Genomic DNA, 14,069 nt, shown 5'->3' with positions numbered 1-14,069 from the left:
ACATGGTCAAGTTCGCTGTCGAGGACGCCGACAACTGGGATGCCGGCGACGAAACCACGGAGCCTGAGGTCATCGGCTGGGAGGACGCCGAGCAGGCCGAAGCTGACGACATGGGCAGCGAGTACGCCGACCACGACTTCGCCGACGGCTCGGAGGACGAAGACGAGTACGCCGAGCGAGCTGCTGACGAACAACCGGACGGCGCACACGACGCGCCGCCCGAAGGCGAAGAGCCCCCGGCGAAGAAACCGCAGTTCGCGAACGTCTTTGAGTGGTTCGATGGGTTCTTCCGCCCGGTGATCCGCCGCAAGATCGGCGACTCAGATTCCTCCCTGTCCTGGGACGCTCGCTGGTGGGCCTACCCCGAGGTCGTAGCACGATTGACCGCGCTGCACTACTCATGGGAAGAGGCGAGGGCCTCGGATTCGATGTCGGCCATGTCGCTGTGGTGGATTCAGCACCTCGAACCGCATCTGCGCGTGATCCTCGACGGCGACACCGGGCCGATGGCCAACGCGAAAGAATCCCGTGACTGGATGGGATGGCCGGTCCTGCCCGTCGACGACGTCCCCGCCGACGTCTTCAACTACATCGTCAACAACGGTGAGGATGCGGAGGCGTGAACCCCGAGACCACAGGCGTCTACCCGCCGCCCTCAGGGGCATCGAACCGTCGGCGATCCCTGCGCCGGAAGCAGAAGAACACGCACGCGGGTCGACTCGAGCCGAAGACTGATCTTGTATAGATTCAAATCGCATGGCAGGGCACCAGGCCCAGCCAATCCCCGGGAGGGGTTATCCCACGATGGAGTGTGTTTCTGTGTCCCGTAACTCCGACAGTCGATCCACCTCGAAGGGGAAAGTTGGCATTCTCACCGAGAAGCCCTCGGCGGCGCGCAACTTCGCGGCCGCGCTCGGTGGCATGAGTGGCACGTTCGACGGCACGGAATACGTCATCGTCAATGCGCGAGGCCATCTGCTCGAATTGAAAGACCCGTCGGCGATGGTGCCGGCGGCGCTCGCTGAGCGGTACAAGAGCTGGGAACTCGCGAATCTCCCGTGGCGCTCCGAGGACTTCCGCTGGGAGCGCGAAATCAGGCGCAAGCTCTCGGGCGGGAAGCTGGTCACCGACAAGGACGCGAAGAGCCTGCTCGCGCAGCTCAAGACGGCGCTGTCGGACTGCGACACAGTGTGCAACGCCGCCGACCTCGATCCGACCGGTGAGGGCTCACTGCTGGGCTGGGAGATCGTGGAGTTCCTCGGCCTGCAGGGCAAGAAGCTCGAGCGGATGGAGTTCCTCGACGAGACCCCGGCCTCGCTGCAGAAGGCGTTCAGGACGCGGCGGCCGGTGTCGTCGATCCACGACGAGGGTGACTACCGCAAGGCCGACTTCCGATCGAAGTGGGACATGCTGTCGATGCAGTTCACCCGGGTCGCGACCAGGGTCTCCGGATCCAACACTGTGCTGCGGAACGGCCGCCTCAAGTCAGCGATGGTCGTGATCGTCGGCGACGGCCTCGACGCCCACAACGGCTACGTCAAGAAGGCGTTCTACGAGAACCGGTTCCGTGACGAGAACGGCGTGACCTACACCGATCCCGACATCGACCGGTTCGAGAACAAGGCCGACGTCCCCGGCGGCTTGAGCGCGTCCGCGGTGGTCCACGACGGGACGACCCGTAAGAAGACCGCGCCGCCGCGGCTGATGGACCTGGCCGCGCTCTCCTCGCTGCTGTCGAAAAAGGGGTTCGGCGCCAAGAACGTGCTCGAGACCTACCAGAAGATGTACGAGGTCCAGGTGGTCTCGTACCCGCGCACCGAGGACAAGTTCATCTCGCCTGAGCAGTTCAACGAGCTGCTTCCGCTGGTCGACGCGATCGCCGCCGTCGTGGGTGTGGATTCGGCGGCGTTGAGCCACCGCACCCCACGCAAAAGTCACGTCAAGTCCGGTGGGGCGCACGGTGCCAACCGTCCGGGACCCAACGTCCCTCCCAGCCTGGCCGCGGTGGAGAAGAGATTCGGCGAGCTGGGCCGGGAAATCTACGAGGTGCTGGCGAAGAACTATCTGACGATGCTGGCCCCGGACTACGAGTACGACCAGCACCGAGGACATGTCGAGAAGTACCCGACCTTCGTCGGTTCGCTGAACGTGCCGGCCGTGCTCGGCTGGAAGGGCGTGTTCGTCGTCGAAGACGACGAGACCGACGAGCCCGAACCGGCGTCGGGTGCGACAACGCTCGGCAAGCTCGCGGAACCGTTCGTGCACGAAGGCTTCCCAGCGAGGCCGCCCCATCCGTCGATGAGCTGGCTGATGAAGCACCTTGAGCAGCGGAGCGTGGGCACCGGTGCCACCCGGACCAGCACATACGCCGAGGTCACCAACAACGCCACCGGCAAGGCCCTCATGATCGAGAAGCGCGGCAAGCTCACCCTCAGCCCGCTCGGCGAGCTCAACCACCGCATCCTGCCGGGCACACACATCGGCGACCTGTCGATCACCGAGCAGGTATACGAGCAGATGGCGCAGATCGAGGCGGGCACCGGCGCGACCCCCGACTTCCTGCCGTTGGTGGCCGACCTGGTGCGTCACGACATCGAGAAGATGAAGGTGAACGCGGGCCGATTGCCTGCTGAGGTCAAGGACCGAATCGCCAAGGCCGGACTGACCCATGCGCCTGTCGAGACGATCGACTTGCCGCCCGCGCTGCAGTTCACCCACAACGGCACCGTGGTCACCCGCGCGAAGCGGGTCTTCGGTGGGCACCGGTTCACCGACGCCGAGGTGGCCGCGCTGCTGGCCGGCGAGACGATCGAGATCACCGCGAAGCGTCCCAAGACCGGTACCACGTACACCTGCAAGGGCAAGCTCGAAGCCGACGTGCTGGAGAAGGACGGCAAGCAGTACCCGTACGTGGGCTTCAAGCCCCAGTTCGAGGAGAGAACCGACCTGGTCACCGGCGTGTGGAAGGGCAAGAAGGTCTCGTTCAAGGGCCGCGGCTGGGGCGCCAACGAACACTGGCCCGGCAAAGACTTCACCGAGCAGGAGCTGGCGAAGCTGCTGACCGGGGAGACCATCGAGTTCGAAGCCAAGAGCAAGACCGGCCGGCCGTACACGGCCAAAGGTGCGCTGGCGGAGAAGACCTTTAACGGCCGCAAAGTGGTCGGTTTCGCCTTGAAATTCGACGACGCGAAGCGCCCCACCGGCACGACGAAGCGCAAGGCCACCAAGTAGCGGCCCTCGGGGCTTAGGCAACAGCCTTCGGTGGGGTAGTCAGCGGCAGCAGTTTGGGTCGAGCACCAGGCGGAGTGCGTCGAGGGCATCAGTGCGGGCGCGGTAGTAGACGTTCATGCCGCGCCGCTGGGATTCGACCATGCCGGCCTTGCGGAGTTGGCCGAGGTGGTGGCTGACGGTCGACTCGGCCAGGTCGACGCCGGTAGCGAGGTCGCATGTACAGACCTCGCCCGCGTCGGTGGTGAGCAGGATCGACATCAGCTTGATCCGGACCGGGTCGGCGAGGGCCTTGAGGCGCAGCGCGACCTCGAGTGCGGCATCGTCGCCCATCGGGGCAGCGGAGACCGGCGCGCAGCAGATCGGTGCACTGACGTCGATGACCGGCAAGGCTTTCGGCATGGCAACAATCCTACCGAACCATCTTGACTTATGTCGAAATCGTGGCAGTCTATAGACGCAAGTAATTCGATATATGTCGTATAGCTGGAGGCTGTCATGTCACGCGCTCAACTCGCACTCAACGTCGACGACCTGGACGAGGCGGTCACGTTCTACTCGAAGCTGTTCGGCACCGAGCCCGCGAAGCGCAAGCCCGGGTATGCGAACTTCGCGATCGCCGAGCCGCCGCTCAAGCTGGTGCTGCTCGAGAACCCGGGCAAGGGCGGCACGATCAATCACCTCGGCGTGGAGGTCGAGTCGTCGGAGAAGGTGCACGCGGAGATCGCGCGCCTGACCGGCGAGGGCCTGTTCACCGACGAGGAGATCGGCACGACCTGTTGCTTCGCCACGCAGGACAAGGTGTGGGTGACCGGTCCGGCCGGTGAGAAGTGGGAGGTCTACACCGTGCTCGCCGACTCCGACACCTTCGGCTCGAGCCCCCAGCATCTCGACGGCCCGCAGGGGTCCGAGGGCGGCGTGTGCTGCGGCACCGCAGCCCCCGCGGCAGAGGAGAAGGACGAGAAGGAAGCGGCTGCCGCCGGCAATTCCTGCTGCTGAACACCGCGAGCCCTGTGTGTCGGTCGCCCCAGCCGGGGCGGCCGACACGGGTGTTTCAGGGGTGTAGACGAGTAGCGAGGTCGGTGACGCGGGTGGCGATGTCGTCGCGGACCAGCCGCATCCGCTCGATGCCGTCGATGCCGCGCTCGGACGGCTCGTCGGTGTCCCAGTTCTCGAACGCGGTGCCCGGGACCGGGTCGACGGATGCTTCGCGGCCGAGGGTGACGACCAGATCGACATCTCGAACTAGCTGTGGGTCGATCGCTTTCGGGGTTTCGCCGGTGATGTCGACGCCGACCTCGAGTAGAGCTTCGGCCGAGAGCGCGTTGATCGCGGCGGCGGGTCTGGTGCCGGCGGAGTGGACGTCGACGCGGTCGCCGGTGGCGGCGCGCATCAGTCCGGCGGCCATCTGGGACTTGCCGCCGTTCTTCACGCATACGAACAGCACCGAGGGTGCGTTCATCGCAGGGTCCTTTCGAGAAGTGTGGGTCAGTCGTCGAGGTCGAGTTCGGCGACAGCGGATTTCGCGGTGCGGCCGACGCCGAGGATGGTGGCCGATCCGGGCCCGGTCCAGTCGCCGTAACCGAGCAGGTGCAGGTGCGGTTCCTTGAGGGCGCGGGTGCCGGCGGTGGGAACGGCGCCGTCGTGGCCGCGCAGTCGTAGTGGGCGCAGGTGAGCAAGGGCGGGCCGGAAGCCGGTGGCCCACAACACGACGTCGGCGTGCTGGCGGCGCTCGCCCCAGGCGATACCGTCGGGGGTGAGGTGGTCGAACATCGGCTGCGCGGTTAGGGCGCCGCGCTCGCGGGCGGCGAGGACTTCCGGGACCATCACGATGTCGCCGAGCGCGGCGACCCCGCCTGGATCGGGCCGTCCGGCGGCCAGGGCGGCGGCGCGCTGGGAAGCGACCTCGAACAGCGCCCGGCCGTCGACACCATCGGGCAGGAACCGCGGCGGCCGGGTGGTCACCCAGGTTGTCGATGCGACGGTGGAGATCTCGGCGACGAGCTGGGCGGCGGAGTTGCCGCCGCCCACGACCACGACGTCCGCGCCGGCGAACTCGTCCGGGGTGCGGTAGTCGACGGTGTGCAGCTGGCGTCCGGTGAAGGTGCGGGCGCCGGGGTAGATCGGCCAGAAGGGCTGCTGCCAGGTTCCGGTGGCGCTGATGACCCTGCGGGCCCGCCACATCCGATTCTCCGCCTCGACCAGCAGGTTGCGGCCTTCGCGGCGGACCGCGCTCACCCGCACCGGCCGCTCGATCGGCAGGTCATAGCGCTGCTCGTAGGCGGTGAGGTAGTCGACGACATGACTGGCGGGTGGGAACCCGTCCCGCCACAGCGGCATGGGCCACCCCGGAAGGGCCGCGAACTGCGACGGGGAGAACAGCCGCAGCGACGGCCACATGCGCGGCCACGCGCCGCCCGCGGCCGGTTGGTCGTCGAGGATGACGAAGCGGTGCCCGGCCCGGCGCAGGTAGTAGCCGGCGGCCAGGCCCGCTTGCCCGCCGCCGACCACGCCCACATCCACGCTCGTCGGCATCGACATTCGCCGGTTACCGCTCGGCGGTCCGCGCGGTCAGCTCGGCGACCAGGGCCTCGACCTTGGCGCGGATCTCGTCGCGGATCGGGCGGACCGCGTCGACGCCCTGTCCTGCCGGGTCGTCGAGCACCCAGTCGCGGTAGGACTTGCCCGGGAACACCGGGCAGGTGTCACCGCACCCCATCGTGATCACCACATCTGACGCCTGCACGGCATCGACAGTCAGGATCTTCGGAGACTGAGCGGAGATGTCGATGCCGACCTCGGCCATCGCCTCCACCGCGGCCGGATTCACCTGGTCGGCGGGCGCGCTACCGGCGGAGCGGACCTCGATCCGGTCACCGGCCAGATGGGCCAGGAAGCCCGCGGCCATCTGGGAGCGGCCGGCGTTGTGGACGCAGACGAACAGGACGGACGGGGTGGCCATGGTTCTCACGGCTCCTTCACTGCCGCCGGACGGGCGGTGGTTGCGGGTGGAGTGAAGCGTACGCGTAGCGCGAGGGAGACATAGACCAGGCCGACGAGGACCGGCACCTCGATCAGTGGGCCGACGACCCCGGCCAGCGCCTGCCCGGAGGTGGCGCCGTAGGTGGCGATCGCCACGGCGATCGCAAGCTCGAAGTTGTTGCCGGCGGCGGTGAAAGCGAGCGTGGTGGTGCGCTCGTAGCCGAGACCCATGCCGGCTCCGAGCAGGTAGCCGCCGCCCCACATGATCGCGAAGTACGCCAGCAGCGGGATCGCGATCCGCACCACATCCATCGGCCGCGAGGTGATCTGCTCGCCCTGCAACGCGAAGAGAATCACGATCGTGAACAGCAGCCCGTAGAGCGCCCCCGGCCCGATCCGGGGCAGGAACTTCTGCTCGTACCAGGTGCGGCCCTTGGCTTTCTCGCCGTAGTGGCGGGTCAGGAAGCCTGCGAGCAGCGGGATGCCGAGGAAGATCAGCACCGACTTGGCGATCTGCCACGGGGAGGTGTCGATCGTGGTCTGCTCAAGCCCCAGCCAGCCCGGCAGGACCGAGAGGTAGAACCAGCCGAGCACGGCGAACATGATCACCTGGAACACCGAGTTGATCGCCACCAGCACCGCGGCGGCCTCCCGGTCGCCGCACGCGAGGTCGTTCCAGATGATGACCATTGCGATGCAGCGGGCCAGGCCGACGATGATCAGCCCGGTCCGGTATTCGGGCAGGTCGGGCAGGAAGATCCAGGCGAGCGCGAACATCAGCGCCGGGCCGAGTACCCAGTTCAGCAGCAAAGACCCGAGGAGGAGTTTGCGGTCGCCGGTGACGGTGTCGAGTCGGTCGTAGCGGACCTTCGCCAGTACCGGATACATCATGATCAGCAGGCCGAGGGCGATCGGCAGCGAGATGCCGTCGATCTCGACCGTGCTCAGGGTGTCCCCGAGACCCGGGATCATCCGGCCCAGGAGCAGGCCGGCGACCATCGCCACCCCGATCCACACCGGCAGGAACCGGTCGAGGGCGGAGAGCTTGCCCACGACGGCCGGGTGCGTCGTCGTCTCGGTCACCGAGCCACCTCCACGACCGTGGCGTCGGGCACGCAGGCCGAGCCCTCGACGACACCCGCTTCGGGGCACAGCACCGCCGACAGTTGCGCGAGCGCAGACGGGATCACCCGGTAGTACACCCACGTGCCGCGCCGCTCACAATCGAGCAAACCGGCCTCACGCAGCACCTTCAGGTGATGCGAGATCGTCGGCTGGGACAGCTCGAACGCCGGCGAGATGTCGCAGACGCAGCTCTCCCCGCCCTCGTGGCTCGCGATCAGACTCAGCATCCGCAGACGCACCGGATCGCCGATCGCCTTGAACATCCGGGCCAGGTCCCCAGCCCAATCCTCAGTCAGGGGTTCCCTCATCAGCGGCGAGCAGCAGGCCGTTTCACCTCGGCCATCCTGTATCGACATACGCCAATATTGACAAACATCGAATCAGTATTCAACTGGGCCTCCCGCGCCCGTAGGAAGAACCCGCGGGCAGAGACGAAGAGGTTCTCGGCAAAGTTGCAAGCAATCTCGGACTCCCCGCCCGCCCGTCCGCGTCGGTTGCTGCCGCGTTCCCAGCTTCAAGCCCCAGCGATTCACTAAATGGCCGGGCCTACATGTCGGCTGTCATCGAGTGGTCGCGTTCGACGCCCATATCGGGAACGAACGCGGCCTCGTTGTTCTGGTCGGGTTCGCGCTCGATGTTGAGCATCTCGGTCACGGACCGCGGATGCCCTAGCTGCGCAGCGCGCAGGGCGCCGAGAAGTTCGTCGGTGACCTGTGGCAGATGGACCGGGGAAAGGTTCGGCGCGACTTCATCGTCGCCGTGCGTGGCTCCGATCGCGCTCGCCAGGCCGCGGCCGGCGCGTTCGAGCTCCGGCCCCAGCTTGTTCAGTGCGGATGCACCGCCCGCTTCCGGTGGGGCCACCGGTTCGAGGTCCGCTGATATGTCCACCGCTTCATCAGCGGCGGGGCCCTGTTCGAGATCTGGGCTGGCGGACGGGTCGGACTGCACGTCGGCGGTGGGTTCCTCGTCGACCTCGAAGGTCGGCTCCTGCGCGGGGACGTCGAGATGCTCGGCGGACAGCGCGGCCAGTCTGTCGAATGGAGGAAGTCCTCGGGCTGCGACGTAGCCGAGCGCAATTGCGGCCGCGGCGTCGAACGCGCGCTTGTCGGACTCGGTTTCGGAGGCCGATCGTTGCGCGTCACGCTGCTGAATCTGTTCCGGACTCATCCGCGCCGCCTGGTACGCGACCTGCTCACGGTGGTGCTGTTGACGGCGCAGAGCTTCGAGCCGGTCGGCGTTCTCCCGCGCCAGCCGCTCCCAGCGTTGCGCGTTCGCGGACTGCGCCCCCTCGAGGTGGCGAGCGGTCGCGGCCGCGGCGAGAACTTGAACCCGTGTCTGGTCCCGGGGCGAGCTGTGGAACGCGCCGAGCACCTCGCGCATCGGCTGGGGCTTTGGCACCGAGCGGCCCTGCGCGCGAGCACGGTCGACCTTCGAGAGGAATCCAGCGACATCCACGACGTCCTGGTGAGCCTGCTCGTGCGCCGGGCGCGCTGGCTGCGCCCAGTCCGGCTGCGGCGCCGCCGCTCCATCCGGTCCCGGGTCGACCGCGCGGGCCCGTTGCGGTCGACCGAATCGGCGCTTGTTGTCGTTGTCAGCCATGTCGTCTCTCCTCGTTCCCCCCTCGCGTTCTGGCGAGGATCCGGTGATCTCACATATCCAGGTCTGGTCCGTGATCGCGGTCGACGCGCGGAGCCTCTTCGCGCGCGATCGGCGGCCCTGTGGGTCGCTGCGGGCCGCGAGCGTCGCGCCTGCCGGAGCCGTCACGGCGCTCGATCTCCGTGTCGATCGACTTGAGGTGCCCGCGCTCGGCCGACAGCGACGTCTCCAAGCGGGCGATGCGGTCGTTGAGCTTTCCGACGACGCGCTCGTCCGTCACGTGGGCGCGGTCGCGTTGCGCAGCGATCGCACGATTCGACTGTGCGGACCTCTCGATCACGGGCCAACGGCGTTCCGGCGGCGCAGTGGCCTCTGCGGCCGATACCGCCCGGGCGGCGCTGTCGAGCTGATCGCGAGTGGTGACACCGGAGCGGCGCAGCAGTTCCAGGTCTTCCCGGGCCTGCCGCACGGCGTGGATCTTCTGCTCGTCCGCCGCGACGGCCGCGACCGTGGAATCGACGGCCGCGGTGCCTGAATCCTTGCCCTGTGCGCGGTCGAGCTCCTGCCTCGCCAGAGCGATAAGGGTCCGGGTCTCGCCGATCCGCCGCTTACTCGATTCACGCGCGGCCGCGAGTTCGGCCGTGGTGTGATCGGCGTAGGGGGAGCGTCGAGCCGGTGCGGACTGCACCCTGTCGATCACTCGTGTGATCTGCTCGGCGCGCGCCTCGGCCAGGTACGCCACGGGGTCGGCTTCGTCGGCTGGCGCGGAGTTCTTGACGCGGGAGAGCGCGACCTCGCGCACCGCCTTCTCCCACATCGCGATCTTCCGCGAGTCCGTCCCTGGGTCGCCCATTGCCGTCACCCATGCGGCGTTCTCGGCGATCGCCGCGGTCGTGTACGCGTCGACGAACGCGTGCATCTGCTGCTGTTGCGATCGGACGAAGGCGGCGAGGATCGGATCGGTTTCGGCCGCAGCCTCGCTCAGGGCCGGCACCGAGTATCCGGCTACCGCGTCGGTGCGAGTGCGGGGGAGGGGGATACTGTTCTCGCGGCTCGTCGCAGCCTGCAGGGCATCGGCCATCACGCGGCCGGGAGCGCGATTCTCGCTGTCGAGCTCGCCCGCCTTTCCGGCGGCGCGCATCGCCGCGGCCGCATCCGACAACAAGGCGCGGGTGTCCCAGCCGAAGGTTTCGGACTGCGCGACGATCTCGACGATTTTGTCCCAGCCGCCGAGCTGGTGGACCCACGAGAACTGGCGCTCGGTGAGGATCTCGCCGAGCAGGTTCTCGGTCAGATTCTCGTAGAGCGCGCCGGCCGCGAGGTTGTGGGTGCTGCGCAGTCGGTCCCACGACGCGGCTTGGCGCTGCTCGTCCTCGATCATCTGGTGCACGGTTCGCTGCGAACCGTCGCGGGCGACGATCTTGTTGAGAAGGTCGATCGCGGCCGGATGCTCGTCTGGCCGATGCTCGAAGTCCCAGTCGGGTAGCTCATCGTTGGCGGCGTAGACGATGTTCGTGTTCTTGCCGCGAGTCATCGCGACGTACAGCGACTGGCGGTCCATGTTCGCGGCCGCGAGAACGTGACAGCTACCGACGGTCATGCCCTGCGAACGGTGCACCGTCGTTGCGTAGCCGAGTTGGACGTTGTCGGTGATGTAGTCGGCTGCGACCGTCACCTCGCCGTCGGAGACGTTGTTCCGCAGGCGCAGTGAACCGTCCTCACCGATCTCGGAGACGGTCCACAGGTCACCGTTCTTCACGCGCCCGGCACGTTGTCCGTCGGCGTCCTTCACGACGTACTTGCTGTTGTTCTTGCGGGTGACGACGACGTCGCCGACAGCGGCTTCGAGTCCGTCCGCAAGAACGACTCCGGGTCCGGTGACGGTGCCGTTGGCGCGGTAGTACGCGGCGGCCTTGATGTTGAGTTCGCGGACCAGGTCGTTCGTCGGGGCGACCATGAGGGCAACCTTGTCGGCCTCGACATCGGCGACGTACGCGTCAAAAACCATGTCGGGCAGCTCGTGCCGCATTCCGTCACGGATGCGGTCACGGCGCTCGTACCAGTCGAGCGCGTTGTCGGCTCCGGAACGCAGAAGCAGGCTGGCCTCGGCTTCGCCCTCGGTCTTGAACCGGTGAACCTGTTCGAGGAACGGGGCGTCGGTTCGTTCGGCCAGATCACGCAGAACACCGCCAGCTTCGACGGAGGCGAGCTGCTGGGGATCACCGAGCAGGCGGACGACTGCGCCGGCCTCCATCGCGATGCGGGTGAGGTCCGCGAGGTCGCGAGCAGAGGCCATACCGGCCTCGTCGACGAGCAGAAGATCGCCACTGTCGATGCCGGTCGGGATGCCGACGCGGGCGCGGGTGAGCACATCCGCGATCGTGCGTCCCTCGACGGAAATCTCCTCCCCGAGCACCTCTGCAGCACGGGCCGACGGCCCGAGGGCGACCACCTTTCCGTTGGTGTCTTCCCATGCGCGGGCGATCACTGTCGCCGCGGTGGTCTTGCCGGCGCCCGCCGCACCGACAGCAACGGCGACCTTCTTCCTCGCAGTGAGGAAGTGCTCGACCATCGCGATCTGGTCGGATCCGAGGGTGTGTCCGGCCTTCTTCTCCGCTCGTCGGATCTGTCGGCGGATGACGCGTTCGGCGACGGTGTGCTCGTCGTCGATCTCCGCGTTGTCACGCATGAACTCTTCGGCGTCGAGCACCGCCTGCGCGGTGTATCGCATCTCTGCCCGATCGACGTCGACCATTCGTCGCAGCCCACGCTCGACGCGTTCGCTGACACTCTCCGGCGCGTCGTAGACCTCGGTGAAGGTAGGAAGGCAGTAGTCGCGGACGGCGAGATCGACCGCGTCCGAGACGTACTCGTTGACGTCCATCTCGCCCGCGAAACTGAACTCTCGCAGCCGACGCTGAATCTCGGCCTGCAGAGAGAAGACGGTCCACGAACCGACCTTGCGCGAAAGATCGTCGGTCACTTCCTGCACGAGAGCAGGCAGCTGCGGGGCGTAGAACGCAGGCCGCCGATCGCGACCGGACTGCACCTCGTTGACCAGCGTGCTGGGGTCGGAGCCCGCGAGAATCGCGGACGCGCGCTCGCGCCACTCGGCGCGCAACTCCGCCAACGATCGTGGCGGGTTCTTCGCGTTCCTGGTGTCCAGCGTCGCCTGCTGCGCCTGCGCGTACTGCACCTTCTTCGGCGGGTTCTTGCCGTACTTGTCCTTGTACTCGCGTGCGAGTTCGGCCTGTCGATCCTCGATCTGGGCGCGCCGCGAGAACTCCTCGAGCAGCCCTACGGGGATGCCCTCGACCTCGTACACCGGCTGCTTGCCGACGGCGGTATCGGGGCGCGGGGCGAAGGTGACGCCGAGCTTGCGCGCGACCAGATCGGCGACGCGCGTGTTGTAGCGCTCCGACGCAGCAACGTTCGCCTTGTAGAGCACCTGGCCGTCGATCGTCGTCCACTTTCCCTCTGCCAGTACCCGGTTCAGGATCGCGGAATGGGTGTGCAGGTTCGGATCACCGACACGGTTGTCGAAGTGGTCGAACCGTGCGATCAGCAGCCCCTCGGCCTTGACCTTGCGGGCGCCGCCGGCCCCGCGACGGGTGTAGATCACCTCGTCCTCGATCCAGGCGAGGGCCTCGTCGACGGCCTGCTTATGTGCCTCTTCGACAGCCTCTTTCACCTGGGCGTCGCCGAGACCCCACAGCAGAGAGATCGACTTCACCGGCGTGAACACCAGGTCGTACCCGGCCACCGGTTGGCGCATCTTCGCGTACTGCTCGGTGATGAACTTGGTGACATCCTCGTCGCTCATCAGGTCGACCTTGTCGCCCTTGGCGCGCCGCAAATGCTTGCGTGCGGTGGTCTGCTGGATCGCAGCCCGCGCAGCGGAATCCGGGTACTCGCCGTAAGTGGCCTTGTACGCCGAGCACCGCTCCTCGACGTCGTTCACGAACTCCTGGCTGTTCTCGTACCAGGAGAACGCCCGTCCGAGAGCAGTGCTCTCAGACCAGTCGAGGCGCTCGTCCAGCGTCGACCCCTTGCCGGGCCGGGTAGCGAAGGCGTTCGGGGTGCGAGCCGCGCCGAACACCGAACGCATTGCGTCCTCGGTGACTTCGGTACCGACCTCCACGCCGGCCTTCTCGGCGAGCTTTCCGCACCAGATCCCCGGCGGGGTGCCCTTCGCGACGTAGTAGTCGACCGCGTCAGCCTTGCGATACTCGGTCGCGTCGCCGGCCGCAACATGCTTCGTGAGATAGACGTAGCCGTCCCCAGCACTGAGCTTGTGGACGGTCATCACGGGGCCGATTATGCCAGGTCGCAACTTTAGTGCATGAGGTGTGTGTTGTTTTCTGGTCTGGCCGCAGGTCAGACCAGGGTCTGACAGAACCTCGACGGTTCTGTCAGAGCAGCGCGCCTGCGTGTGTTAGGCATCTGACGGGAGGTTTTGTCGAGAAGGTGACCAAAGCTGTGACATGCCAAGGCGACACGGCTCCCAAGTGCGGAACCCCCCGCGAGCGGCGCGAGCCGATACACTGCGGCCTATGGCCACGTCTTCGAATGCGGCGGCACGCCGCTCCCTCCGACCGCACTCTGCCCCGAACGTTCGCGAGAACCTGCGCCGCGAGCGGGAGCGTCTGCTGGCGCGTCAGTCCGAGCTCGAGAAGCTGGCTGGCCCGATCAATGAGGTTGCCGCGCAACTCGCGAAGCTGGATGCCGTTGTCGAGTCACGCTCGACCGCTGCCGAGCGGAAGATCGAGCAGTTGGTGAAGGCGCGGGACAAGAAGATTGAGAAGCTGCGTCAGGAGTACGAGGCGAAGATCGAGGCCGCGAAGAAGGAAGCGGAATCGACAGACAGCAGCCTCACTGCGGAGGAGCAGGCGCAAGAAGACGCGTTGCTGCTCGACTACGCCCGTGCGATCGCGGTGTTCGCCAAGGACGCATCAGTGGCCGAGTTGGCGTCGGTCCTCGGCGTGAGCGTGCGGGAGGCGAAGAAGACTGTCGAGCAGGCGAAGCAGGACCTCGCTGCAGCCGGCCTCGTTGAGGTTCCGTCATCGACCGCGGCGGCAGCGAGTGAGTCCGGTGGTGCTGCGTCTGAGCCAGTGACCGTCGCGTCGTGACGGATCTGT

The 14,069-nt window shown here is 67.1% G+C and carries 12 protein-coding genes; 4 read left to right on the top strand and 8 right to left on the bottom strand.

Annotated elements, in window-relative coordinates:
• Positions 1-2: 2 nt before the first annotated feature.
• Both E7742_RS22825 and E7742_RS22820 read left to right on the top strand, forming a co-directional pair.
• Positions 3-623: a DUF4913 domain-containing protein gene (locus E7742_RS22825; protein WP_137801401.1), complete on the top strand. Its 621-nt coding sequence runs from the start codon at positions 3-5 to the stop codon at positions 621-623.
• Positions 624-804: 181 nt separating this feature from the next.
• Entirely contained in the window at positions 805-3,231 is a 2,427-nt protein-coding gene (locus E7742_RS22820) for a DNA topoisomerase (protein WP_137801400.1), read from the top strand.
• A gap of 39 nt (positions 3,232-3,270) precedes the next feature.
• On the opposite strand, the gene E7742_RS22815 is transcribed toward E7742_RS22820, so the two are convergent.
• The gene (locus E7742_RS22815; protein ID WP_137801399.1) at positions 3,271-3,630 is read right to left on the bottom strand and encodes an Rv2640c family ArsR-like transcriptional regulator; all 360 of its coding nucleotides are present in this window, start codon (positions 3,628-3,630) and stop codon (positions 3,271-3,273) included.
• Positions 3,631-3,726: 96 nt separating this feature from the next.
• On the opposite strand from E7742_RS22815, the gene E7742_RS22810 reads away from it, so the two are divergent.
• The gene (locus tag E7742_RS22810) at positions 3,727-4,227 is read left to right on the top strand and encodes an ArsI/CadI family heavy metal resistance metalloenzyme (RefSeq protein WP_137801398.1); all 501 of its coding nucleotides are present in this window, start codon (positions 3,727-3,729) and stop codon (positions 4,225-4,227) included.
• A gap of 55 nt (positions 4,228-4,282) precedes the next feature.
• Here the strand turns inward: E7742_RS22810 and E7742_RS22805 are convergent, their stop codons facing one another.
• The 7 genes from E7742_RS22805 to mobF form a co-directional block, all read right to left on the bottom strand.
• Positions 4,283-4,690, bottom strand: coding sequence for an arsenate-mycothiol transferase ArsC (locus E7742_RS22805; RefSeq protein ID WP_137801397.1), 408 nt, complete (start codon positions 4,688-4,690; stop codon positions 4,283-4,285).
• 26 nt (positions 4,691-4,716) lie between these two features.
• Entirely contained in the window at positions 4,717-5,763 is a 1,047-nt protein-coding gene (locus E7742_RS22800; RefSeq protein ID WP_137801457.1) for an ArsO family NAD(P)H-dependent flavin-containing monooxygenase, read from the bottom strand.
• 13 nt (positions 5,764-5,776) lie between these two features.
• The gene (locus tag E7742_RS22795; protein ID WP_137801396.1) at positions 5,777-6,190 is read right to left on the bottom strand and encodes an arsenate reductase ArsC; all 414 of its coding nucleotides are present in this window, start codon (positions 6,188-6,190) and stop codon (positions 5,777-5,779) included.
• A 5-nt stretch (positions 6,191-6,195) separates the two neighbouring features.
• The gene (gene arsB / locus E7742_RS22790) at positions 6,196-7,293 is read right to left on the bottom strand and encodes an ACR3 family arsenite efflux transporter (protein ID WP_137801395.1); all 1,098 of its coding nucleotides are present in this window, start codon (positions 7,291-7,293) and stop codon (positions 6,196-6,198) included.
• Positions 7,290-7,691 (bottom strand): ArsR/SmtB family transcription factor, encoded by a 402-nt coding sequence (locus tag E7742_RS22785; protein WP_137801394.1) that lies wholly within the window; start codon positions 7,689-7,691, stop codon positions 7,290-7,292. Before E7742_RS22785 ends, arsB begins: the two co-directional genes overlap by 4 nt.
• 190 nt (positions 7,692-7,881) lie before the next feature.
• On the bottom strand, positions 7,882-8,934 hold the full coding sequence (locus tag E7742_RS22780) for a hypothetical protein (RefSeq protein ID WP_137801393.1): 1,053 nt from the start codon (positions 8,932-8,934) through the stop codon (positions 7,882-7,884).
• Positions 8,935-8,983: 49 nt separating this feature from the next.
• Positions 8,984-13,237, bottom strand: coding sequence for a MobF family relaxase (mobF, locus tag E7742_RS22775; RefSeq protein ID WP_175420660.1), 4,254 nt, complete (start codon positions 13,235-13,237; stop codon positions 8,984-8,986).
• Positions 13,238-13,484: 247 nt separating this feature from the next.
• Between mobF and E7742_RS22770 the strand changes: the two genes are divergently transcribed.
• Positions 13,485-14,060, top strand: a complete 576-nt coding sequence (locus tag E7742_RS22770) for a hypothetical protein (protein WP_137801392.1) — start codon at positions 13,485-13,487, stop codon at positions 14,058-14,060.
• Positions 14,061-14,069: the final 9 nt, after the last annotated feature.

It is taken from the genome of Rhodococcus sp. SGAir0479 (genome assembly GCF_005484805.1).
Taxonomy (GTDB): domain Bacteria; phylum Actinomycetota; class Actinomycetes; order Mycobacteriales; family Mycobacteriaceae; genus Prescottella.
Note: the sequence above shows the minus strand (reverse complement) of the source record. Positions and strands in the feature narration are given on the sequence as shown.

Coding starts and splice junctions, on each gene's coding strand:
- E7742_RS22825 (WP_137801401.1), top strand. CDS start 3: ATGGTCAAGTTCGCTGTCGAGGACGCCGACAACTGGGATGCCGGCGAC.
- E7742_RS22820 (WP_137801400.1), top strand. CDS start 805: ATGGAGTGTGTTTCTGTGTCCCGTAACTCCGACAGTCGATCCACCTCG.
- E7742_RS22815 (WP_137801399.1), bottom strand. CDS start 3,630: ATGCCGAAAGCCTTGCCGGTCATCGACGTCAGTGCACCGATCTGCTGC.
- E7742_RS22810 (WP_137801398.1), top strand. CDS start 3,727: ATGTCACGCGCTCAACTCGCACTCAACGTCGACGACCTGGACGAGGCG.
- E7742_RS22805 (WP_137801397.1), bottom strand. CDS start 4,690: ATGAACGCACCCTCGGTGCTGTTCGTATGCGTGAAGAACGGCGGCAAG.
- E7742_RS22800 (WP_137801457.1), bottom strand. CDS start 5,763: ATGCCGACGAGCGTGGATGTGGGCGTGGTCGGCGGCGGGCAAGCGGGC.
- E7742_RS22795 (WP_137801396.1), bottom strand. CDS start 6,190: ATGGCCACCCCGTCCGTCCTGTTCGTCTGCGTCCACAACGCCGGCCGC.
- E7742_RS22785 (WP_137801394.1), bottom strand. CDS start 7,691: ATGTCGATACAGGATGGCCGAGGTGAAACGGCCTGCTGCTCGCCGCTG.
- E7742_RS22780 (WP_137801393.1), bottom strand. CDS start 8,934: ATGGCTGACAACGACAACAAGCGCCGATTCGGTCGACCGCAACGGGCC.
- mobF (WP_175420660.1), bottom strand. CDS start 13,237: ATGACCGTCCACAAGCTCAGTGCTGGGGACGGCTACGTCTATCTCACG.
- E7742_RS22770 (WP_137801392.1), top strand. CDS start 13,485: ATGGCCACGTCTTCGAATGCGGCGGCACGCCGCTCCCTCCGACCGCAC.